18 protein-coding genes are annotated in these 22,512 nt (G+C 73.1%); 12 read left to right on the top strand and 6 right to left on the bottom strand.

Annotated elements, in window-relative coordinates:
- Nucleotides 1-43 precede the first annotated feature (43 nt).
- The 5 genes from AC061S_RS36975 to argF all read left to right on the top strand — a co-directional run bounded on the left by AC061S_RS36975 (nt 44) and on the right by argF (nt 7,194).
- On the top strand, nt 44-1,537 hold the full coding sequence (locus AC061S_RS36975; protein WP_478690254.1) for a 3' terminal RNA ribose 2'-O-methyltransferase Hen1: 1,494 nt from the start codon (nt 44-46) through the stop codon (nt 1,535-1,537).
- Entirely contained in the window at nt 1,534-4,128 is a 2,595-nt protein-coding gene (locus AC061S_RS36970) for a polynucleotide kinase-phosphatase (protein ID WP_478690253.1), read from the top strand. The genes AC061S_RS36975 and AC061S_RS36970 overlap by 4 nt, the downstream gene beginning before the upstream one ends.
- A 169-nt stretch (nt 4,129-4,297) precedes the next feature.
- The gene (locus tag AC061S_RS36965) at nt 4,298-4,795 is read left to right on the top strand and encodes a hypothetical protein (RefSeq protein WP_478690252.1); all 498 of its coding nucleotides are present in this window, start codon (nt 4,298-4,300) and stop codon (nt 4,793-4,795) included.
- Nucleotides 4,796-4,850: 55 nt separating this feature from the next.
- Entirely contained in the window at nt 4,851-6,077 is a 1,227-nt protein-coding gene (locus tag AC061S_RS36960; protein ID WP_478690251.1) for an arginine deiminase, read from the top strand.
- A gap of 106 nt (nt 6,078-6,183) precedes the next feature.
- Complete coding sequence (gene argF / locus AC061S_RS36955; protein WP_478690250.1) at nt 6,184-7,194, top strand: ornithine carbamoyltransferase; 1,011 nt, start codon at nt 6,184-6,186, stop codon at nt 7,192-7,194.
- Between the two features lie 13 nt (nt 7,195-7,207).
- Here argF and AC061S_RS36950 read toward each other — a convergent pair whose 3' ends face one another.
- The gene (locus tag AC061S_RS36950) at nt 7,208-7,627 is read right to left on the bottom strand and encodes an ATP-binding protein (RefSeq protein ID WP_478690249.1); all 420 of its coding nucleotides are present in this window, start codon (nt 7,625-7,627) and stop codon (nt 7,208-7,210) included.
- Between the two features lie 223 nt (nt 7,628-7,850).
- On the opposite strand from AC061S_RS36950, the gene AC061S_RS36945 reads away from it, so the two are divergent.
- Together AC061S_RS36945 and AC061S_RS36940 are read left to right on the top strand one after the other, a co-directional pair.
- Nucleotides 7,851-8,678, top strand: coding sequence for an enoyl-CoA hydratase family protein (locus tag AC061S_RS36945; RefSeq protein WP_478690248.1), 828 nt, complete (start codon nt 7,851-7,853; stop codon nt 8,676-8,678).
- 4 nt (nt 8,679-8,682) lie between these two features.
- On the top strand, nt 8,683-11,001 hold the full coding sequence (locus AC061S_RS36940) for a bifunctional salicylyl-CoA 5-hydroxylase/oxidoreductase (RefSeq protein WP_478690247.1): 2,319 nt from the start codon (nt 8,683-8,685) through the stop codon (nt 10,999-11,001).
- 8 nt (nt 11,002-11,009) lie between these two features.
- On the opposite strand, the gene AC061S_RS36935 is transcribed toward AC061S_RS36940, so the two are convergent.
- The 4 genes from AC061S_RS36935 to AC061S_RS36920 form a co-directional block, all read right to left on the bottom strand.
- Nucleotides 11,010-11,438, bottom strand: a complete 429-nt coding sequence (locus tag AC061S_RS36935) for a hypothetical protein (RefSeq protein ID WP_478690246.1) — start codon at nt 11,436-11,438, stop codon at nt 11,010-11,012.
- Complete coding sequence (locus tag AC061S_RS36930) at nt 11,435-12,274, bottom strand: GNAT family N-acetyltransferase (RefSeq protein ID WP_478690245.1); 840 nt, start codon at nt 12,272-12,274, stop codon at nt 11,435-11,437. The genes AC061S_RS36935 and AC061S_RS36930 overlap by 4 nt, the downstream gene beginning before the upstream one ends.
- Before the next feature lie 84 nt (nt 12,275-12,358).
- Nucleotides 12,359-13,168 carry a PaaX family transcriptional regulator gene (locus tag AC061S_RS36925; protein ID WP_478690244.1) on the bottom strand — a complete coding sequence of 270 codons (810 nt, stop codon included), beginning with the start codon at nt 13,166-13,168 and terminating at the stop codon, nt 12,359-12,361.
- A 4-nt stretch (nt 13,169-13,172) separates the two neighbouring features.
- The gene (locus AC061S_RS36920) at nt 13,173-14,840 is read right to left on the bottom strand and encodes an AMP-binding protein (protein WP_478690243.1); all 1,668 of its coding nucleotides are present in this window, start codon (nt 14,838-14,840) and stop codon (nt 13,173-13,175) included.
- 162 nt (nt 14,841-15,002) lie between these two features.
- Here AC061S_RS36920 and AC061S_RS36915 point away from each other — a divergent pair, with 162 nt between their 5' ends.
- From AC061S_RS36915 to AC061S_RS36905, 3 genes are all read left to right on the top strand, one after another.
- Nucleotides 15,003-16,211 (top strand): acyl-CoA dehydrogenase family protein, encoded by a 1,209-nt coding sequence (locus AC061S_RS36915; protein WP_478690242.1) that lies wholly within the window; start codon nt 15,003-15,005, stop codon nt 16,209-16,211.
- A complete protein-coding gene (locus tag AC061S_RS36910; protein WP_478690241.1) occupies nt 16,208-16,606 on the top strand; it encodes a RidA family protein in 399 nt (132 codons plus the stop codon). The genes AC061S_RS36915 and AC061S_RS36910 overlap by 4 nt, the downstream gene beginning before the upstream one ends.
- 170 nt (nt 16,607-16,776) lie before the next feature.
- A complete protein-coding gene (locus tag AC061S_RS36905; protein ID WP_478690240.1) occupies nt 16,777-17,136 on the top strand; it encodes a hypothetical protein in 360 nt (119 codons plus the stop codon).
- 30 nt (nt 17,137-17,166) lie between these two features.
- Here AC061S_RS36905 and AC061S_RS36900 read toward each other — a convergent pair whose 3' ends face one another.
- Nucleotides 17,167-18,495, bottom strand: a complete 1,329-nt coding sequence (locus AC061S_RS36900; RefSeq protein WP_478690272.1) for an aminopeptidase P family protein — start codon at nt 18,493-18,495, stop codon at nt 17,167-17,169.
- Between the two features lie 230 nt (nt 18,496-18,725).
- Between AC061S_RS36900 and AC061S_RS36895 the strand changes: the two genes are divergently transcribed.
- Nucleotides 18,726-21,188: a collagenase gene (locus AC061S_RS36895; protein ID WP_478690239.1), complete on the top strand. Its 2,463-nt coding sequence runs from the start codon at nt 18,726-18,728 to the stop codon at nt 21,186-21,188.
- 48 nt (nt 21,189-21,236) lie between these two features.
- Nucleotides 21,237-22,388: an NAD(P)/FAD-dependent oxidoreductase gene (locus AC061S_RS36890; RefSeq protein ID WP_478690238.1), complete on the top strand. Its 1,152-nt coding sequence runs from the start codon at nt 21,237-21,239 to the stop codon at nt 22,386-22,388.
- Nucleotides 22,389-22,512: the final 124 nt, after the last annotated feature.

Raw genomic sequence — 22,512 nt, 5'->3', positions numbered from 1 at the left:
AATAAGGCGCGGGCAACGCCGGTGACCAGCAAGAATCGCTCGCATGTTCCTGACGATCTCCACGACCGGCACGGCCGAGCGCCCCGCCACCGACCTGGGCTTCCTGCTGCACAAGCACCCCGGTAAGACGCAGGCGTTCTCCACCTCCCACGGCACCGCCCACGTCTTCTACCCCGAAGCCACGGACGAGCGGTGCACGGCGGGTCTGCTCCTGGAGGTGGATCCCGTCGCGCTCGTGCGGCGCGGTCAGGGCAAGGGCCAGGGCGGCACCCCGGACGCCGCGCTCGCGCAGTACGTCAACGACCGCCCCTACGCCGCCTCTTCGCTGCTGGCCGTCGCCCTGAGCGGCGTGTTCCGCAGCGCGCTGAAGGGGCAGTGCGCGGCCCGCCCGGAGCTGCCGGACGAGGTGCGCCCGCTGCGCATCGAGGTCCCGGTGCTGCCCGCCCGGGGCGGCGCCGAGCTCGTGCACCGGCTGTTCGGCCCGATCGGCTGGGAGTCGGTCACGGTCACCCCGGTCGCGCTCGACGAGACCTTCCCGGAGTGGGGCGACTCCCGGTACGTACGCCTCGTCCTGGAGGGCGAGCTGCGGCTTTCCGACGCGCTGCGCGGGCTGTACGTCCTGCTGCCCGTCCTCGACGACTCCAAGCACTACTGGATCGCCTCCGACGAGGTGGACAAGCTGATGCGCGCCGGAGAAGGCTGGCTCGCCGAGCACCCGGAGAGCGGGCTGATCACCTCCCGCTACCTGGCCCGCCACAAGCGGCTCACCCAGGACGCCCTGGAGCGCCTGGAGCTGGTCCGCCTCGCCGAGGCCGACGGCAGCGAGGTGGAGGAGATCGACAACGCGGTCGACGAGACCACCGATACGGAGGAGAAGCCCGTACCGCTCGCGGTGCTGCGCCGCGAGGCGATCCTCGCCGCGCTGGGAGCGGCCGGTGCGGCCCGCGTCCTCGACCTGGGCTGCGGACAGGGCCAGTTGGTGCAGGCGCTGCTCAAGGACCCGGCGTACACCGAGATCGTCGGCGTGGACGTGTCCGTCCGGGCGCTGAACATCGCCGCGAAGCGGCTGCGGCTGGAGCGGATGGGGGAGCGCCAGAGCTCCCGCGTCCGCCTGACGCAGGGCTCGCTCGCGTACACCGACAAGCGGCTCACGGGGTACGACGCGGCCGTGCTCAGCGAGGTCATCGAGCACCTGGACCTGGAGCGGCTGCCCGCCCTGGAGTATGCGGTGTTCGGCTCGGCCCGCCCCCGCACGGTCCTCGTGACCACTCCGAACGTCGAGTACAACGTCCGCTGGGAGACCCTGCCCGCCGGGCACGTCCGCCACGGCGACCACCGCTTCGAGTGGACCCGCGAGGAGTTCCGGGCCTGGGCCGGGGCCGTCGCCTCCCGGCACGGCTACTCGGTCCGGTACCTGCCCGTCGGGGACGACGACCCCGAGGTGGGGCCGCCGACCCAGATGGCCGTCTTCACCCTGGACACCCCGAATACCGCAACCACCGGCACCGACACCCCGAAGGAGGGCGAGGCAGCATGACCACCGACACCGGTATCAGTGCCACCACCGACCGCAAGCGCGTACTTCCCGTCACCGACCTGTCCCTCGTCGTCCTGATCGGGGCCACCGGCTCGGGCAAGTCCACCTTCGCCCGCACCCACTTCAAGCCCACCGAGGTCATCTCCTCCGACTACTGCCGGGGCCTGGTCGCCGACGACGAGAACGACCAGAGCGCCAGCAAGGACGCCTTCGAGGTCCTGCACTACATCGCGGGCAAGCGGCTCGCCGCCGGCCGCCTCACCGTGGTTGACGCCACCAGCGTCCAGGCCGAGTCCCGCCGGCAGCTGGTCCAGCTCGCCCGCGAGTACGACGTCCTGCCCATCGCGATCGTCCTCGACCTGCCCGAAGAGGTCTGCGCCGAGCGCAACGCGGCCCGCCCCGAGAGGGCCAAGCTGCCGCGCGCCGTCATCCAGCGCCACCGCCGCGATCTGCGGCGCTCGCTGCGCGGGCTGGAGCGCGAGGGCTTCCGCAAGGTGCACGTGCTGCGGACGCCCGAGGAGGTCGAGTCGGCCGAGGTGGTCCTGGAGAAGCGCTTCAACGACCTCACCCACCTCACCGGCCCCTTCGACATCATCGGCGACATCCACGGCTGCGCCTCCGAGCTGGAGACCCTGCTCGCCGAGCTGGGCTACGAGGACGGCGCCCACCCCGAGGGCCGCACCGCCGTGTTCGTCGGCGACCTCGTCGACCGCGGCCCGGACAGCCCGGGCGTCCTTCGCCGGGTGATGGGGATGGTCGGCTCCGGCAACGCCCTGTGCGTGCCCGGCAACCACGAGAACAAGCTCGCCCGCCACCTCAAGGGGTCCAAGGTCCAGCGGACCCACGGCCTGGCCGAGACGATCGAGCAGCTCGACAAGGAGCCGCCGGAGTTCGTCCAGGAGGTCCGCACCTTCATCCAGGGCCTGGTCAGCCACTACGTCCTCGACGGCGGCCGGCTCGTGGTCTGTCACGCCGGGCTGCCCGAGAAGTACCACGGCCGCACCTCCGGCCGGGTGCGCTCGCACGCCCTGTACGGGGAGACCACCGGCGAGACCGACGAGTTCGGGCTGCCCGTGCGCTACCCGTGGGCCGAGGACTACCGGGGCAAGGCCGTCGTGGTCTACGGCCACACGCCGGTCCCGAACACCGCCTGGATCAACAACACCATCTGCCTCGACACCGGAGCCGTCTTCGGCGGGAAGATGACCGCGCTGCGCTGGCCCGAGCGCGAACTGGTCGACGTACCGGCCGAGAAGGTCTGGTACGAGCCGGTCAAGCCGCTCGTCACCGAGGTGCCCGGCGGCCACGACGGCCGTCCGCTGGACCTCGCCGACGTGCAGGGCCGCCGGATCGTCGAGACCCGGCACCTGGGCAACGTCAACGTCCGCGAGGAGAACGCGGCCGCCGCCCTGGAGGTGATGAGCCGCTTCGCCGTGGACCCGCGCCTGGTGCCGTACCTCCCGCCGACCATGGCGCCGACCGCCACCTCGCAGGTCGAGGCCCGCGGCGGAGCCGCTGATGAGCACTACCTGGAGCACCCGGCCGAGGCCTTCGCGCAGTACCGCAAGGACGGCATCGCCCAGGTCGTCTGCGAGGAGAAGCACATGGGCTCCCGCGCCACGGTGCTGCTCTGCAAGGACGCCGACGCGGCTCGCGAGCGGTTCGGGGTCGACGGTCCCACCGGGTCCGTGTACACCCGCACCGGGCGGCCCTTCTTCAAGGACCCCGAGGTCACCGAGGAGGTCCTCGCCCGGCTCCGCTCGGCGGTCACCGATGCCGGGCTGTGGGAGGAACTCGATACGGACTGGCTGCTCGTCGACGGCGAACTGCTGCCCTGGTCGCTGAAGTCCGCCGGCCTGCTGCGCAACCAGTACGCCGCCGTGGGCGCGGCCTCCGGCGCCGTCTTCCCGGACGCCATCGCCGCCCTGGAGGCGGCCGCGGCCCGGGGCGTCGACACCGGGGAGATCCTGGAGCGCCAGCGCGGACGGGCCGCCGACGCGGCGAAGTTCACCGAGGCGTACCGGCGTTACTGCTGGAGCACCGACGGGCTGGACGGCGTACGGTTCGCCCCGTTCCAGCTGCTGGCGGCGGCCGGCCGCTCGCTGGCGGCCGTACCCCACGACGAGCAGCTGTTCTGGCTGGACCGGCTCGTCGCCGCCGACGAGGCCGCCGGGACCGGACTGCTGCGCCGCACCGGCCGGATCCTGGTGGACACGGCCGACGAGGCCTCGGTACGGGCGGGCACCGACTGGTGGCTTGAGCTGACGGCCGCCGGCGGCGAGGGCATGGTCGTCAAACCGCTCCAGGCGTACGCCAAGGACGGCAAGGGCCGGCTCGTGCAGCCGGGGGTGAAGGTGCGCGGACGCGAGTACCTGCGGATCATCTACGGTCCCGAGTACACGCGTCCGGACCACCTGGAGCGGCTGCGTCAGCGCCACCTCGGGCACAAGCGCTCCCTCGCCCTGCGCGAGTACGCGCTCGGCCTGGAGGCCCTGGACAGGCTGACGGCGGGGGAGCCGCTGTGGCGGGTCCACGAGGCGGTCTTCGCCGTCCTCGCGCTGGAGTCGGAGCCGGTGGACCCGCGGCTCTGACGGCGCCTGGCCGGAACACCCGGCGTCAAGGAAGGACCCCCGTACGGCCGCTCATTAGGTCGTATGGGGGAACTTTCGCGGAGAACTCCGGGAAAACCACCGGCGGGATCGTTCATCCAGGGCAGCGGAATGTCCGCGACCTTGGAAGGACGGAACGTCACCTATGAAGATGACCGCGCGCGGAAGCATTGCGGCACTCATGACCTGTATGGCCGCGGCAGGCGCGGCCACCCCGGCCATGGCCGACGCGGTGCCGGTGGGAGTCCCCCTGGACGCGGTGCGGACCACGCTCGGCGTGGACGTCCCACACCTGGCCACCGGAGTGCCGGTACCGGTCGTCGGAGCGCCCGAGGCGCCCCGCTTCCACACCGGGGAGATGCTCCCGTCCCCGTTGCTCCCGGTGGTTCCGGTCAGTACCGAGCTCGGTGACACCCTCGTCACCTCTCCGGTGCCGAACCTGCTGGGTGAGTCGAGGACGGACGGCGAGGGCTCCGTGGCGTCCCCGGCCACCACCCTGCTCACCGACGGGCCCGGCGCGGTCGTCGGCTCCCCGCTGACGATGCCGAACGCCGCCAACTACGGTCTGCCCGACCTGACCCCGCCCAAGCTGGGCGTGATCTCCCCCTCGGTCATCGGCGCGCCGACGGCCCTCCTCGGCCTGCGCTGAACCCGCTGGGCCGACGCCGCGTCAAAAAGCCGCCCGGTCTGCGAACGTGTACGGCATGGGATTCCATGTCGATTCCGAGACCGGGCGGCTTCGCCGCGTCATCCTCCACCGGCCCGACCTGGAGCTGAAGCGGCTCACACCGAGCAACAAGGACGCGTTGCTCTTCGACGACGTGCTGTGGGTGCGCAGGGCCCGCCAGGAGCACGACGGCTTCGCCGACGTCCTGCGCGACCGGGGCGTGGAGGTCCACCTCTTCGGCGACCTGCTGGTGGAGGCCCTGGACATCCCGGAGGCGAGACACCTCGTCCTGGACCGGGTCTTCGACGAGAAGGAGTACGGTCCGCTCGCCACCGACCACCTGCGCGCGGTCTTCGACGGGCTGTCCTCGGCGGACCTGGCCGAGGCGCTGGTCGGCGGGATGACCAAGCGGGAGTTCCTGGAGCGGCACGCGGAGCCGGTGTCGGTCCGCTTCCACGCCCTGGACCTGGACGGATTCCTGCTGGGGCCGCTGCCCAACCACCTCTTCACCCGGGACACCTCCGCCTGGATCTACGACGGGGTGTCCATCAACGCGATGCGCTGGCCGGCCCGGCAGCGCGAGACCGTGCACTTCGAGGCCATCTACAAGCACCACCCGCTCTTCACCGGCTCCGGGCCCTTCCACACCTGGTCGCAGGGGCAGGCCGACTACCCGTCCACCATCGAGGGCGGCGACGTCCTGGTCATCGGCAACGGCGCCGTGCTGATCGGGATGAGCGAGCGGACCACCCCGCAGGCGGTGGAGATGCTGGCGCGCGGGCTGTTCGCCGCCGGGTCGGCGACGTCGATCGTGGCGCTCGACATGCCCAAGCGGCGGGCGTTCATGCACCTGGACACGGTGATGACGATGGTCGACGCGGATACGTTCACCCAGTACGCGGGCCTGGGCATGCTGCGCTCCTACACGATCGAGCCGGGTGCCGAAGCGAGCGAGCTGAAGGTGACCGACCACCCGCCGGAGCACATGCACCGGGCCATCGCCGCCGCCCTCGGGCTGGACGCGATCCGGGTGCTCACGGCCACCCAGGACGTGCACGCCGCCGAGCGCGAGCAGTGGGACGACGGCTGCAACGTGCTGGCCGTGGAGCCGGGCGTGGTCGTCGCGTACGAGCGGAACGTCACGACCAACACCCACCTGCGCAAGCAAGGCATCGAGGTGATCGAGATCCCGGGCAGTGAGCTGGGGCGGGGGCGGGGCGGGCCGCGCTGCATGAGCTGCCCGGTGGAGCGGGACGCCACGTAGCGCCGTTCGGGGCGGTGCCACGACAGGTCTGCATATCTGCTCTGTATATCAATGCAGAGCATCGTATAGACTTCCAGAATCCCGTCACCGTGACTTTGGAGTCCCCATGGCCACCGATCTCGTCGGCCGCAGTTTCCTGAAGGAGCTCGACTTCACCGCCGCCGAGTTCCGCGGCCTGGTCGAGCTCGCCGCCGAACTCAAGGCGGCCAAGAAGGCCGGGACCGAGCGGCGCCGGCTCCAGGGCAAGAGCATCGCCCTGATCTTCGAGAAGACCTCGACGCGCACCCGCTGCGCCTTCGAGGTCGCCGCCGCCGACCAGGGTGCCCACACCACGTACCTCGATCCCTCCGGCTCCCAGATGGGCCACAAGGAGTCGGTCAAGGACACGGCGCGGGTGCTGGGCCGGATGTTCGACGGCATCCAGTACCGGGGTGACGCGCAAGACGCCGTCGAGCAGCTCGCCGCCCACGCCGGGGTGCCCGTCTTCAACGGCCTCACCGACGACTGGCACCCCACCCAGATGCTGGCCGACGTGCTCACGATGACCGAGCACTGCTCCAAGCCGCTGGAGCGGATCGCCTTCGCCTACCTCGGCGACGCCCGGTTCAACATGGGCAACTCGTACCTGGTGACCGGCGCGCTGCTGGGCATGGACGTACGGATCGTCGCGCCGCGGCACTACTGGCCGGCCGAGCCCGTGGTGGCCGCGGCGCGCGAGCTGGCGGCCGCCAGCGGCGCCCGGATCACGCTCACCGAGGACCTCGCGGAGGGCGTCGGGCAGGCCGATTTCGTGGTGACCGACATCTGGGTGTCCATGGGGGAGCCCAAGGAGGTCTGGGACGAGCGGATCGAGGCGCTGAGCCCGTACGCCGTCACCATGGACGTGCTGCGCGCCACCGGGAACCCGGACGTGAAGTTCATGCACTGCCTGCCGGCGTTCCACGATCTCGGCACCAAGGTGGCCCGGGAGATCCACGAGCGGCACGGGCTGGAGTCGCTGGAGGTGACGGACGAGGTGTTCGAGTCCGCGCACTCCGTCGTCTTCGACGAGGCCGAGAACCGGCTGCACACCATCAAGGCCGTGCTCGTCGCGACCCTGGCGGAGCCGGCCGCATAGTCATGCGGCGGGGCTAGCGGGCCGGCCGGGACGGCAGGGTGAACCACACGGCCTTGCCGTGCGGGGTGGCCCGGTGGCCGCAGGCGGAGCTCAGGGTCCGGATCAGCAGCAGGCCGCGGCCGTGCTCCTGCCAGGGGTCGGGATGGGCGTCGTCCGGGCCGGGGGCGGTCAGGTCGGCGGGGGGCTGCGGATCCCCGTCGTGGACCTCGACCTGGCAGCCGTTCGCCAGCAGTTCCACGACGAGCTCGATGGGGGCGTCGCCGGGGGTGTGCTCCACGGCGTTGGCGACCAGTTCGGCGGTGAGCAGTTCGGCGGTGTCGCTGTCGGCGGGTGCGTCGATGTCGGCGAGGGCCGTACGGACGAGGGCGCGGGCGATGGGTACGGCCGCTGTCGTGTGCGGCAGGGCTATCCGCCAGGCGGAGGCGTCGGGCAAGGCAGGACCGTCCGTTCCGTGGGGTCGTAGGGGCGGGGGAAATCCTGCTTTCAACGATACGAAGTGGAAATGTCATGCCGTAGGGCACCCCGACGTGATCGCAAGGGACGTCGGGCACAACGGCTCGGGACCTTCGGTGCGTGTGGCGCCCAGGCCCGTAACGCCGACCCACGGTTATCGCGCTTCCCTGACGACAGTCATGGACCGGTGATACCTTCGGAAGGTGAGTCCCTTCCTCGGTTCCACACCCGCGACCGAACGCTGGAAACACCTCCGGGTGGACCGGCGGGACGGCGTCGCCACCGTCACCCTCGACCGCCCCGAGAAGCTCAACGCGCTCACCTTCGGCGCCTACGCCGACCTGCGCGACCTGCTCGCCGAACTGTCCCGGGAGCGGTCCGTACGCGCCCTCGTGCTCGGCGGCGAAGGGCGCGGCTTCTGCTCCGGAGGCGACGTCGACGAGATCATCGGCGCCACCCTCGCCATGGACACCGCCCAGCTCCTCGACTTCAACCGGATGACCGGCCAGGTCGTGCGCGCCCTGCGCGAATGCCCCTTCCCGGTCATCGCCGCCGTCCACGGGATCGCCGCCGGCGCCGGGGCCGTCATCGCGCTCGCCGCCGACTTCCGCATCGCCGACCCCACCGCCCGCTTCGCCTTCCTCTTCACCCGCGTCGGCCTCTCCGGCGGGGACATGGGCGCTGCGTACCTGCTGCCCCGCGTCGTCGGGCTCGGACACGCCACCCGGCTGCTGATGCTGGGGGAGCAGGTCAGGGCGCCGGAGGCCGAGCGGATCGGGCTGCTCAGCGAGGTCACCGAGGAGGGCAGGGCCTCCGTGCGCGCGGCGGAGCTCGCCGCGCACCTCGCCGCCGGTCCGGCCCTCGCGTACGCGCAGACCAAGGCACTGCTGACCGCCGAGCTGGACATGCCGCTCGCCGCCTCGGTGGAACTCGACGCGAACACCCAGGCGCTGCTGATGAACGGCGAGGACTACCGGGAGTTCCACGCCGCCTTCACCGGGAAGCGGCCGCCCCAGTGGAAGGGCAGGTAGTTCGATGAGCACCGGCGCGATGAGCACCGGGCGGACGGCCGCCGCCCTGCGGGTCGCCGTGGTCGGCGGGGGCCCGGGCGGGCTCTACGCCGCCGCGCTGCTGGCCCGGCAGGGGCACGCCGTGGACGTATGGGAGAAGAACGCCCCCGACGACACCTTCGGCTTCGGGGTGGTCCTCTCCGACGAGACGCTCGGCGGCATCGAAGCGGCCGACGCCGTGGTCTACGCGGCCCTGAGCGCAGAGTTCGTCCGCTGGGACGACATCGACATCGTGCACCGGGGCCGGCTGCTGACCTCCGGCGGCCACGGGTTCGCCGCGCTCGGGCGGCGCCGGCTCCTGGAGATCCTGCACGAGCGCTGCGCGGGCCTCGGGGTCCGGCTCCGCTTCCGCACCCCGGCCCCCGAGCCCGGGGCGCTCGCGGCCTCGTACGACCTGGTGGTCGCGGCCGACGGGGTGCACAGCCGGATCCGGGAGGCCGCGGCGGAGCACTACGGGCCCACGGTGACGGGCGGGCGGTGCCGGTACATCTGGCTGGCCGCCGACTTCCCCTTCGAGGCCTTCCGCTTCGAGATCGCCGAGACCGAGCACGGGGTGATGCAGCTGCACGCGTACCCCTATGCGGCGGACTCCTCGACCGTGATCGTAGAGATGCGCGAGGAGGTCTGGCACGCCGCCGGCTTCGACCTCTGCGACGAGGCGGAATCGGCGGCGCGCTGCGCCAAGATCTTCGGCGAGGCGCTGCGGGGGCGGCCGCTGCGCGGGAACGGCTCCGCGTGGACGCAGTTCCGTACGGTGGCCAACGCGCGCTGGTCGCACGGCAACACGGTGCTGATCGGCGACGCCGCGCACACCGCGCACTTCTCGATCGGCTCCGGCACCAAACTGGCGGTGGAGGACGCGCTCGCGCTGGCGCGGGCGGTGCAGGCCGAGGCGGACGTCCCGGCCGCACTGGCCGCCTACGAGGCCGCGCGGCGGCCGGCGGTGGCCTCCACCCAGCGGGCGGCGGCCGCCAGCATGCGCTGGTTCGAGGAACTCGCCGGGTACGTGGACCAGCCGGCCCGGCAGTTCGCCTTCAACCTCCTCACGCGCAGCCTGCGGGTCACCCACGGCAACCTGCGGCTGCGCGATCCGCGCTTCACCGCAGCGGTGGAGCGTGACTTCGGCTGCCCGGAGGCCGCTGAGGGGAGCCCGGACGCAGGCCGGGACGCGGCGGGAACCCCGCCGATGTTCACCCCGTTCACCCTGCGGGGGCTGACCCTGCGCAACCGGGTCGTGGTGTCCCCGATGGACATGTATTCGGCCGCGGACGGCGACGGCGTGCCGGGCGACTTCCACCTCGTGCACCTCGGTGCGCGGGCCCTGGGCGGAGCCGCCCTGGTGATGACGGAGATGGTCTGCGTCAGCTCCGAGGGCCGGATCACCCCGGGCTGTACCGGCCTCTACACCGCCGAGCAGGCGGCCGCCTGGGCGCGGATCGCCGACTTCGTGCACACCTCGGCGCCCGGCACCGCCCTCGGCGTCCAGCTCGGCCACTCGGGCCGCAAGGGCTCGACCCGGGTGATGTGGGAGGGCATGGACGTCCCGCTGCCCGCGGGGAACTGGCCCCTGGTGGCGGCCTCCGCGCTGCCCTACCGCCCCGGAGTCTCGGCCGTGCCCCGGGCCATGGGCGCCGCCGACCTCGCCGCCGTCCGTTCCGAGTTCGCGGCCGCCGCCGTCCGGGCCGCGAGCAGCGGCTTCGACCTGCTCGAACTGCACTGCGCGCACGGCTACCTGCTCTCCGGCTTCCTCTCCCCGCTGACCAATCACCGCACCGACGCCTACGGCGGCCCGCTGGAGAACCGGCTCCGCTTCCCGCTGGAGGTCTTCGACGCGGTCCGCGCCGTCTGGCCCGCCGACCGGCCGATGACGGTCCGCCTCTCGGCCACCGACTGGGCCCCCGGCGGCACCTCGCCCGAGGAGGCGGTGGCCATCGCCGGAGCCTTCGCGGCCCACGGCGCGGACGCCATCGACGTCTCGACGGGCCAGGTGGTGGCGGAGGAGACCCCCGAGTACGGGCGCGCGTACCAGACCCCGTACGCCGACCGGATCCGCAACGCCCTGAACGTCCCGGTGATCGCGGTCGGGGCGATCTCCTCCTGGGACGACGTCAACTCCCTGCTGCTGGCCGGCCGGGCCGACCTCTGCGCGCTCGGCCGCCCCCACCTCTACGACCCGCACTGGACCCTGCACGCGGCCGCCGACCAGTCCTACACCGGCCCGGCCGCGCCCTGGCCCGCCCCCTACCGCGTCGGCAGCCGCAAGCCGCCGACGGGGCGGGGGTAGCCGGCGGTCTACCGGTGCGGCCGCAGGGCCAGGCACTCGTGGCAGTGGCAGGGCTCCGGGTGCGGCCAGTCGGGCCAGGCGCCGGAGCGGAGCTCCCAGGCGATGCGCTCTGCGACCACCGCGGTCTCCCGCGCGGTCGCCTCGTCCGCGAAGGCCGAGTACTCGGCGGTGCGCAGCACGGCGGGAGACCGTACGAGCACGGGCCGGAAGCCGTGCAGGTGGCGGGTGGCCACGTACGACGAGCGGTACCCGCGGCCGTGTCGCGGCCGGCCGGCGACCTGGCAGTCCTCCCAGCCGCTCACCCGGTCGTGTAAGTACACCTTGGAGCCGCCCTTGAACATCTTCGTGCCCGGGCGCTGCCCCTGGCCGCCCTCGCCGTAGCGGCGCCACAGGACCACGTTCGCGGCGAGCATCCAGAGGGGTTCGGTGCCGGTCATGCCAGGGCCACCTCCACCCGGTCCTCGACCGGGGTGTAGCCCAAGCGCTGGTAGACACCGTTGCTGGTGGGGTTCTTCAGGTCCGCGAAGAGGAGCACCTCGTGCGCGCCGGCCGCGTGCGCCGCCTCGGTCGCGGCGTACGTGACCCCGGCCGCGTACCCCCGGCCGCGCAGCTCCGGCGGGGTGTAGACCGGACCGATCCGGGCCACCGCGCCGACCGGGCGGAAGAACCCGGCCAGCGAGACCGGGGTCCCGGCGTCCTCCCAGAGCAGCATGCCCCCGTACGAGATCCGGTCGCGCAGGGCGTTCTCGGAGGCGGCCCCGCCCTCGCCGGACTCCTGCTTGAAGGCGGTCACCCAGTCGAGGAGCAGCGGGAGGTCCGCCTCCCCGGCGAGGCGGGCCCGCCCGGCCGGGGCGGGATCCGGAGGTATGAGCCCGGCGAGCCGGTAGAGGCGGTTCTCCTCCACGACCTCGGTCGGCTTCCCCCAGGAGACGGCCAGCTCCCGCGCGTCCTCGCGGCGGGCGTTGACCGCGTCGACCCCGGCCAGCAGCGGCTCGGTGGCGAGCGCGGCCCCCAGCTCCCGGACCGCCTCCGCGGGCAGCGCGCCGATCAGCAGCGGGTACGGCGGGGTGCACAGCAGGGCGCCGGCAACGGACCCGTCCGCGCCGGTCCACCAGCCGAAGAAGGGCTCGGCGGACCCGTAGGCGTCGAGGCCCCGCCGCTCCAGGGCGTCGATCACGGTCAGCAGGGAGGTGTGGGCGACGGGTTCGGCGGCGACGGCCGGCCGCGCCGCGGCCAGATAGGCCGTCAGATCGGTGGTGAAGGTCCAAGGCATGGGACATGGTCACCCGCGCAGGTCCGCCCCGCAGCCTCTTTTCCGCCCGACGGCCAGGCCGCCGCGCCCGCCCGCCTGCCCCCCCTACGGTTCCACGAAGCCGGCCCCGAGGTCCCGCAGCCGCTCGTGGAGCTCCGCGAAGACCGCCGCCGAGCGGTCGCCCGGCCAGTCCGAGGGGAGCAGCTCGCGCGGCAGGCCCGGGTCGGCGTACGGGAGCCGGCGCCAGGTGTCCAGGGCGAGGAGGTAGCCGCGGTAGGCGGCCTCCGGGGTGGGGTCGGCGGCGCCCGTCTGCAGGGCGCGCAGGGCGGGCTCGTGGAGGTCGAGGAACTCCTCGTGCTGCTTGGCCAGCGCCGCCAGGTCCCACCAGCGGCCCACCGACTCCGCGGTCGGGGCGAAGCCCAGGTGGGCGCCGCGGAAGAGCTCCACGTACGCCGTCAGGTGCAGCCGCTCCAGGGTGCGGCGGGTCTCCCCGTCCCACTGCGCCGGGGCGATCCACACGCCGGGCGCCACCGCGCCGAAGCCGAGCCCGGCGAGCCGGGAGCGCAGCAGGTGCCGCTTCGCCCGCTCCTGCTCGGGGACGGAGAAGACGGCCAGCAGCCACTCCTGGGACTCCGCCGGGCGGGTGGCCCCGTAGATCCGCCGGTCGCCGTCCTCCAGGAGCCGGCGGGCCTCCTCGGAGAGCTCGTACCCCGCCGCGCGGTCCCCGGTGCGCGCGGGCAGCAGGAAGCCGCGCCGCTTCAGCCGGGACACCGACGAGCGGACGGACGGCGCGTCCACGCCGGCCGCGCCCAGCAGGCGGACCAGCGCGGAGACCGGGACCGGGCCGGGGAAGGCCCGCCCGTAGGCGCCGTAGAACGTGACGATCAGAGATCGCGGGGTGTGCTGCTCGACCACGGCTTCACTCTAATTCGTGTTCCTGACCGAGACCGTCCTGACCGGGACCGTCCTGATCGCGGAGCCGGAAGCGCTGCAGCTTCCCCGTCGCCGTACGCGGCAGGGCGGGCAGGAAGACGAAGGTGCGCGGGCACTTGTGCGGGGCGAGCTCGGTCCGCATGAAGGTGCGCAGGGCGTCCTCGGTGAGGACCGCGCCCTCCCGGGGGACCGCGTACGCGACCACGATCTGCCCGCGCCGCTCGTCCGGGCGGCCGACCACGGCCGCCTCCAGCACGTCGGGGTGGCGCAGCAGGGCCTCCTCGACCTCCGGGCCCGCGATGTTGTACCCCGCCGAGATGATCATGTCGTCGGCCCGGGCCACGTAGCGGAAATAGCCCTCCGCGTCGCGGACGTAGGTGTCGCCCGTGACGTTCCAGCCGTCCCGTACGTACTCGCCCTGCCGCGGGTCCGCCAGGTAGCGGCAGCCCACCGGCCCCCGTACGGCCAGCAGCCCCGGCACCTCGTCCGGGACCGGCAGCCCCGCCTCGTCCACCACCCGGGCCTCCCAGCCCGGCACCACGCGGCCCGTCGTACCGGGCCGGATGTCCTCGTCGGCCGCCGAGATGAAGATGTGCAGCAGCTCGGTGGCGCCGATCCCGTTGATGATCCGCAGGCCCGTGCGCTCGTACCAGGCCTGCCAGGTCGCGGCCGGCAGGTTCTCACCCGCCGAGACGCAGCGGCGCAGCGCGGAGAGGTCGTAGGCGCCCGTGTCGTACGGGCCCAGCGTGTCCAGCATCGACCGGTACGCGGTGGGCGCGGTGAACAGCACCGACACCCGGTGCTCGGCCAGCGCGGGCAGCAGCCGGCGCGGGGAGCCGTCCGCCAGCAGCAGCGCCGAGGCGCCGGCCCGCAGCGGGAAGACCACCAGTCCGCCGAGGCCGAAGGTGAAGCCGAGCGGCGGACTGCCCGCGAAGACGTCCTCGGGGCGGGGGCGCAGCACCTCCCGGGAGAAGGTGTCGGCCACCGCGAGCAGATCGCGGTGGAAGTGCATGCAGCCCTTGGGGCGCCCGGTGGTGCCCGAGGTGAAGGCGATCAGCGCCACGTCGTCGGCGGAGGTCTCCACCGCCGGGAAGGGCTCCGCGTGGCGTTCGGCTTCGGCCAGGCGCAGCAGGTCTCCCGGGTCCGCGCCGCCGTACGCGGTGATCCGCAGACCCGGCACCCCCGCCTTCACCAGGTCGTCCACCACCTCAGCCTGGCACAGGGCGTGGCTCACCCGGGCCATGGAGCACACCGTGGCCAGCTCCTGCGCACGCTGCTGGGCCAGGACGGTGACGGCCACCGCGCCCGCCTTCATCACGGCCAGCCAGCACGCGGCGAGCCAGGGGCCGGTCGGGCCGCGCAGGAGCACCCGGTTGCCGGGGACCACGCCGAGGTCGGCGGTGAGGACGTGCGCGAGCCGGTCCACCCGGGCGTGCAGCTCCCCGTACGTCCATACCGTGCCGTCGGCGCCGCGGAAGGCGGGGCGGTCGGGGCCCAGTCGGGCGATGGTGGCGTCGAGCAGCTCCACGCCGCAGTTGAGCCGGTCGGGGTAGGCCAGCCCGGGGAGTTCGAAGAGGAGCTGCGGCCAGGCGTGCGCGGGCGGCAGGTGGTCGCGCGCGAAGGTGTCTCGGTGAGCGGAAGGCTTGAGCTCCAAGGCGGGTTCGCCCCCTTGCGACGGTCCGCGCCCCGGGTGGGGGCCGGACCCTGCGTATGGACTGTGGACCGAAGTGGAAGAGCCGGGCCGTACGAACGCAGCACGAGCGTATCGTCATGGTGACGGGAGTCAACAGGACGCGATAGAGGCTGGGGCATACGGATGACCCGATTCACGGGATTCGCGCTCGGGGCGGACCAGGAGGAGTGGTGCGCGCGGCTGCGCGCACTGGCGGCGGAGCGGCTGCGGCCGCTGGCGGAGAAGGGGGAGCCGGGCCGGGTCAACCGGCGGCTGCTCGCCGCGCTGGGCGAAGAGGGCTTGCTGGAGCGGGTGTTCACCTCGGGCGCGCTGGACCTGTGCCTGCTGCGCGAGTCCCTCGCCTACGGCTGCACGGAGGCGGAGACGGCCCTCGCCCTCCAGGGGCTGGGCGCCTATCCGGTCCTGCGCTCGGGCAGCGAGGCGCAGCGCGAGCGCTGGCTGCCCGGGGTGCGGGCCGGTCGGACGGTGGCGGCCTTCGCGCTGAGCGAGCCGGGGGCCGGGTCGGACGCCGGGGCGCTGGCGCTCGAAGCGGCGCCCGAAGGCGGGGGAGGGGGTGGGGGCCATGGCCCCGGCTGGCGGCTCAGCGGGGAGAAGTGCTGGATCTCCAACGCGCCCGAGGCCGATTTCTACACCGTCTTCGCCCGCACCGGAGAAGGCCCGGGGGCCAAGGGGGTCAGCGCCTTCCTGGTCCCGGCGGACCGGCCGGGGCTCTCCGGTGAGCCGCTCGACATGCTCTCCCCGCACCCGATCGGCGCGCTCGCCTTCGACGGGGTCCCGGTGGGCCCGGCCGACCTGCTGGGGGAGCCGGGCCGGGGCTTCCGGGTGGCCATGGACACCCTGAACCTCTTCCGCCCCAGCGTGGGCGCCTTCGCCGTCGGCATGGCCAGGGCGGCCCTGGACGCCACGGTGGCGCACACGGCCGCCCGTACCGCCTTCGGTGGGGTACTGGGCGACCTGCAGGCCGTGGCGCACCGGGTGGCCGAGATGGCCACCCGGACCGAGGCGGCCCGGCTCCTCGTGTACGCGGCGGCGGAGGCCTACGACGCGGACGCGGGCTCCCCGCAGGTGCCGCGGCGGGCGGCCATGGCGAAGCTGCTGGCCACCGAGACGGCCCAGTACGTCGTCGACCACGCGGTACAGCTGCACGGGGCGGCCGCCCTGCGCCGGGGCCACCTGCTGGAACACCTGTACCGGGAGGTACGGGCGCCGAGGATCTACGAGGGGGCGAGCGAGGTGCAGCGCACGATCATCGCCAAGGAGCTCTACCGGGAGGCGCGGGAGATGCGGCAGGCGCGGGAGATGCGGGAGATGCGGAAGGTGGGGGAAGCGTGAGCCTGGAGCGGATCAACCCGGAGGAGCTGTCCCCGGCGACGGGGTTCTCGCACGCCGTCGTGGCGAGCGGGGGCCGGCTGGTGTTCCTGGCCGGGCAGACGGCGCTCGACGGCGCGGGGAAGGTGGTGGGAGCGACGCTGCCGCAGCAGTTCGAGCGGGCACTGGCGAACCTGCTGGCCGCACTGGCGGAGGCGGGCGGCTCGCCGGCGGAGCTGGCCCGGGTCACCGTCTACGCCGTGGACGTGGCCGACTACCGGGCCTGCGCGACCGAACTGGGCCGCATTTGGCGGCGGTTGGCGGGCCGGGAGTATCCGGCGATGGCGGTCGTCGGCGTGGTCAGGCTGTGGGACGAGGCGGCACTCGTGGAGCTGGACGGGCTGGCGGTGCTCCCGTAGGTCTTTTCGCTGGTGAGCGTGGGTGCCTTTGACAGTGGGCAGGGGAGGGGGGAGGGTGGAAATGCCTCATAACGGAGCAATCCACCCTTCATTCTCGGAGGTGTATCACTATGCGCCGTGGGTTCATTGCGGCAGCCGTGGCAGGGGCCGCCGGGATCACACTCGGCCTGATGCCGGTCGGCAGTGCCTTTGCCTCGGGTCTGCCGCAGACGTACGACCGGTGTTCCGACTGGCGCGGGGGCGACTGGTGGCGTGACTGCTGCGATCCCTCACGCGGGAACGACCGCCCCAGCTGGTGCTGGGACGATGTCAGGGGCTGGTATCACGACAGCTCGAACAGCAACTGGAACCACGATGACTGGAACGACAGTTGGCGCGGTGGTAACGGTGACTGGGGCCACGACGACTGGAACGACAGTGGGCGTGGCGGTAACGGTGACTGGGGCCACGACAACTGGAACCACGACAACCGGCACGACGGTGGCGGGTGGAACGACGGCCGCCACGACTGGGGCAGCTGGAACAACTGACTCACCCCGGTCGCGGTAGCCGCCGCCGGCCTAGCCCTCCAGCAGGTTCCCCATCCACTCCTCGATGCCCGCCACCGTGCGCGGCAGGGCGCCCGACATCAGCCGGGCGCCCTCGGCCGTGATGACCAGGTCGTCCTCGATGCGGACGCCGATGCCGCGCAGCTCCGGCGGGAGGGTCTCGTCGTCGGGCTGGAGGTAGAGCCCCGGCTCCACGGTGAGCACCTGGCCCTCTTCCAGGACCCCGTCCAGGTACGCGTCCGCACGCGCCTGCGCGCAGTCGTGCACGTCCAGCCCGAGCATGTGCCCGCTGCTGCACAGGGTGTAGCGCCGGTGCAGATCGCCCTCGGCGTGCTTGAGCACCCCCCACTCCGCGAGCCCCTCCGCGATCACCCGCATCCCGGCCCGGTGGAAGTCGCGGAAGCTGGCGCCCGGCCGCAGCGCCGCCATGCCCGCGTCCTGCGCGGCCAGGACCAGTTCGTACACCTGGCGCTGGACGGGGGAGAACCGGCCCGACAGCGGGAGAGTGCGGGTGACGTCCGCCGTGTAGAGGCCGTCGGTCTCCACGCCCGCGTCCATCAGGAGCAGGTCGCCCGCGTTCAGCCGGCCGTCGTTGCGGATCCAGTGCAGCACGCAGGCGTGCGCGCCCGACGCGGCGATCGTCTCGTACCCGGTGCCGTTGCCCTCGGTGCGGGCGCGGCGGTTGAAGACCCCCTCGATCCACCGCTCGCCGCGCGGGTGGGCCAGGGCGCGCGGGAGGTCCCGTACGACGTCCTCGAACCCGGCGGTGGTGTGGTCGACGGCGAGTTGCAGCTCGGCCACCTCCCACGCGTCCTTGACCAGGCGCAGTTCGGAGAGGGCGGCGGCGAGTTCCTTGTCCGCGGAGGCGTCGCGCCCCGACGGGGTGCCCAGGTCGTCCAGGTGGGCGCAGCGGATGCCGGAGAGCCGCTCCGCCTCCGCGAGGTCGGGGCGGCGGCCGACCCAGAACTCCCCGTAGCGGCGGTCGCGGTAGAACTCCTCGTTGCCGCCGGCGCGCGGTGAGCGCGGGCGCAGGTAGAGGACGGCCTCGTGCCCGTGCGGGCCGGCCGGTTCCAGGACCAGGACGTGGCCGACCTGGTCCTCGCCGGTGAGCCCGGTCAGCCAGGCGTACGCGCTGTGCGGGCGGAAGCGGTAGTCGCAGTCATGGCTGCGGACCTTCAGCTCGCCCGCGGGGATGATCAGCCGTTCTCCGGGGAAGCGGGCGGAGAGGCGTGCGCGGCGGGCCGGGGTGACCGCGTACGCGGGGACGCGTTCGGCGTCCGGCAGCGGAGAGGCCGCCCAGTCCGACGCCATGAAGCGGGACAACTCGGCTGACACCGGCATGTCGTGACTGCCGATGTTGAGCCCGGCGGTGGGGCGGGAGGGGGTGTCGGTCACAGGGGCTCCCTCAAGAAGTTGCGAACTGGTGGGCGCACAGGTCTTGTCAGTGCAATTTCACATTACTATGTTACAGCTCACACCGCGCCCCGTTAATCCCCGTCGAACGCCGCGTGAAGCAGGGCAGTTCCGCACCCGCACCCTTCCCCACCGCCCCTCCCAGCCAGGAGTTCTTGGTGTCCCAGCACAGAGTCGTGCGCACGTCCCTCCTCTCCGCCGCCGTCGCGGTCGCCTTCCTCGCCACGGCGGGCCAGGCCGTGACCCAGGCCTCCGAGGCCGGCACCCGCGCCGACGCTCCGGGTCCCACCGCGCCCGGTACGCCCGGTACGTTCGCCGGTTCCGCCGCGACCTCCCTCGGCGGGGCCCCGGGCGCCGAGGCCGGGGCGAACCCGTTCGACGAGGTCGAGCGCCTCGCCGACGCGCAGCAGGCCGCCCCCGCGCCCGCCCCGGCCCCCGGCGGCCAGAGCGCGGGCGGCCAGGGCTCGGGCGGCCCGGCCGTCGCCGACGGCAAGGTACCCGGCGCCGTCGCCGAGCAGGCCGCCGCCGCGCCCGCCGTCGCGGACGCCACCAAGAGCGGCAGGCAGGCCGCCGCCGCCCAGGGCACCGCCGCGGGCGTCCCCTGCACCCTCGACGGGATCACCGGACTCACCCCGGAGCAGTTCGCCGACTTCCTTGCGGACCCGGCCGTCACCGCTGCCAAGGGCGGCTGCCTCGCCGGCCTCGTCTGGACCTGGGACGCCCGCCTGGCCCCCGTCATGTCGGACGCCCACGTGCAGGCCGTCTCCCGCCGGATATCCGCCCTGGCCGCCTCCCACGACGGCCTGAACTCCTCCCACCTGGAGGAGATGTTCACCTACCTCCACGCCGTGGCCTACCACGACCACTCCCGCACCGAGATCGACGTCACCGACGCCCCGACCGTCGACGCGATGCGCCGGGCCATCGCCGCCTTCGCGGGCGCCGCCCGCACCTTCGACGCCACCGCCTCCAACGCCCGCACCCTGCGCGAGGCCCTCTACGCCGGCTCCGCCCCCGGCCTGCGCCAGCACCAGCTCGGCCTGATCAAGAACGTCCTGGCCGCCATGGACCCGTCGCGCACGGCGACGCACCTGGACACCGCCTGGGCGGGCGCGGCGCTCGCCGCCCTCTCCGTCAACTACCTCGGCGTGTACAACAACGACACCGCGTTCCACGCGGCGGCCGCAGCCGACGCCCCGTACCGCGCCGCCTTCAAGAACTTCGCGACGTACGCCCACCTCAAGGGCACCGCGAACGCCTGGGTGGCGCGCGACGCCATCGCCGAGTTCGGCCGCTTCGGCCAGATCGCGGGGCTGAGGGACGGAACCGTCGCCGACCTCGGCGCGCTCCTGGGCCCGGCCCGGGCCGCCTTCGGGGACGGCAGCGAGCCGTGGGCGAAGGCCGTCTCCTGGCTCAACTTCTACCAGGCGTGCGCGCCGTACGGGGTGTGCAGGGAGGACATCGAGAGGGCGCTCTTCCCGAACACCTTCACGTACGACAACGGCGCCATCAAGGTCCGCACCGCCCTCGACCAGGCCACCGTCGACCAGCTCTACTACGCGAGCAAGCAGGTCAAGACCCAGTTCCACCGGGTGGTGGGCGCCGAGCAGCCGATCGCCGGGGACACCAACGCCACCCTGAACATCGTGCTCTACGCCTCCCGCGCGGACTACGTGAACTACCACCCGGTCCTCACGGGCTACGGCACCAACAACGGCGGCATCTACATCGAGAACGGCGCCACCTTCTACACCTACCAGCGCCGCGTCCCGCAGGACTCCTCGCTCACCCTGGAAGAGCTCTTCCGCCACGAGTACGTGCACTACCTCAACGGCCGCTTCGCCGTCCCCGGCTCCTTCGGCCAGGGCGCCTGGTACCAGGGCGACCGCACGACCGCCATGGACGAGGGCACCGCCGAGTTCTTCGACGGCGCGACCCGCGACAACGGCATCGCCGTACGCAAGTCCCTGATCAAGAGCATCATCAACGACACGGCGGGCGGCGGCCCGCGCATGTCGGTGGACCAGCTCCTGCACGCCACGTACGCCAACGACGGCTTCCGCTTCTACGGGTACTCCGGCGCCTTCTTCGAGTTCCTGTGGGCCGAGCAGCCCTCGAAGCTGCGGGAGATGTACGGCCACCTGCGCGCCGACGACCCGGCGGGCTTCGATGCCTGGCGGGGCCGCATGGGCCGGGACGCGGCCGTCCAGAACGCCTACGACCGGTTCCTGGACGCCCAGATCGCCAAGGTCGACCAGCTGTTCGTGCCGAACACCTCCTTCACCCCGAACGGGCAACTGCGCGACGCGGCGCTCGCCGACGTGAAGTCCACCTTCGCGACGGCCACGTACAACACCCCGGACTGCGTGGAGAACGGCGAGCCGGGCAAGCGCCGGTTCACCTGTACCGGCAGGATCACCGCGAACCTGACGGATTGGCGCAGCGACGACCAGAACTTCAAAGACATGTCCGAGACGGTCGACTACTTCATCCTGGACCGGGCGGGCGCGGCCTCGAACAACCTGGCCGACATGAACTGCTCCTTCGGTGCGCTGGACATCTGGACCAACCGGGTGGCGGGAACGTCGAGTTACAGCTGCGAGGGCCCGCTGCGCGGCTGACCTCGACCGGTCCTGTTCCGTCTTAAAGAAATGTGACATATTACTGCCGTGCCCAGACAATCACCGGACCTCGTGATCATCGGCGCAGGCGTCGTCGGAGCCGCGTGCGCGTACTACGCGGCGCGCGCCGGACTCCGCGTGGCCGTCGTCGACCGCGGCCCGGTCGCCGGCGGCACGACCGGCGCCGGCGAAGGCAACCTGCTCGTCTCCGACAAGGAGGCGGGACCCGAGCTGGACCTCGCACTGCTGTCGGCGCGGCTCTGGCGCGAGCTCGCGCTCGAACTCCCGCAGGAGATCGAGTACGAGGCCAAGGGCGGCCTGGTCGTCGCCGGGTCCGAGGCCACCGTGAAGGCCCTGCGGGGCTTCGCGGACGGCCAGCGCGCGGCCGGGGTCGACGCGGTCGAGGTGGGACCGGGGGAGCTGCGCGAACTGGAGCCCCACCTCGCCCCGGACCTGGCGGGCGGCTTCCACTACCCGCAGGACGCCCAGGTCCAGCCGGCCCAGGCGGCGGCGCAGCTGCTGGCCGCGGCGCCGGGTGTGGAGCTCCACCTCGGGGAGGAGGTCACGGAGCTGCTCCGCGGCCCGGTGGGCGAACTCCGCGGAGTCCGCACGCCTCGCCGCGAGCTCCTCGCCCCGGCGGTGGTCAACGCGGCCGGCACCTGGGGCGGGGCGGTGGCCGCGCTGGCCGGAGTCGGCCTTCCGGTGCTGCCCCGGCGGGGGTTCGTCCTGGTGACGGAGCCGCTGCCGAGGGTGGTGCGGCACAAGGTCTACGCCGCGGACTACATCGCGGACGTCGCGAGCGGGTCGGCGGCGCTGCAGTCCTCGGCGGTGGTCGAGGGGACCCCGGCGGGGCCGGTCCTGATCGGCGCCACCCGCGAACGGGTCGGCTTCGACCGCTCGCTGTCCACGGAGGCCCTGCGGCGGCTCGCGGTGCAGGCCGCGGCGCTCTTTCCGGTGCTGGCGGACGTGCGCGTCGTGCGTGCGTACCACGGCTTCCGCCCGTACCTGCCGGACCATCTTCCGGCGATCGGTCCGGACCCGCGGGTCCCGGGGCTGTTCCACGCCTGTGGCCACGAGGGCGCGGGCATCGGTCTGGCGCCGGGGACGGGGGCGCTGATTGCGGCGTTCCTGACGGGGGCGGCCCCTGCGCTGGACCCGGCCCCCTTCACCCCGGCCCGCTTCGCGGAGCCCTCCCGATGACGGGGCCGCCGCTGTCGTGTGCGGCGCCGTTGCCGGGGACCGGTCCCCGGGCCCCTGCGCCTCAATCGCCGGCGGGGGGGGGGGGGGGGGGGGGGGGGTGTGGGGGGGGGGGGGGGGGGGGGGC

The organism is Streptomyces sp. CA189 (assembly GCF_056428985.1).
The sequence above is the reverse complement of the archived record's forward strand: the minus strand, read 5'-3'. Positions and strand labels throughout refer to the sequence as shown.